Below are 289 nucleotides of genomic sequence, written 5' to 3' on the forward strand. Positions count from 1 at the left end.
GCCAACGCCGTACCCAAACTCAACCAAGCCGCCATAGCCGCCGGCACCGCCGACATCGACGCCGTCTCCGGAGCGACCTACACCAGCGCCGGATACAAGAAGTCCCTCCAGTCCGCCCTGGACAAGGCCCGGGCGAGCGCCGGTTCGCAGGGGTCGGGCTCGCAGGGGTCGGGCGCCGCCCAGGCCGCCGCCGTCACCGGCAAGGCCGTCCAGACCCAGTACGGCGCGGTCCAGGTCCGCATCACCGTCAACGGCGGCAAGATCACCAAAGCCGAAGCCGTCCAGGCAC

Annotated in this window: 1 protein-coding gene; it reads left to right on the plus strand. The window is 70.9% G+C overall.

All coding sequences use genetic code 11. The features are described from left to right. Positions 1-289, plus strand: a 289-nt coding sequence (locus ADK36_RS16485; protein ID WP_159391163.1) for an FMN-binding protein, incomplete at both ends; no start/stop codon positions are given.

Source organism: Streptomyces viridochromogenes, from assembly GCF_001270495.1.
Classification (GTDB): domain Bacteria; phylum Actinomycetota; class Actinomycetes; order Streptomycetales; family Streptomycetaceae; genus Streptomyces; species Streptomyces viridochromogenes_A.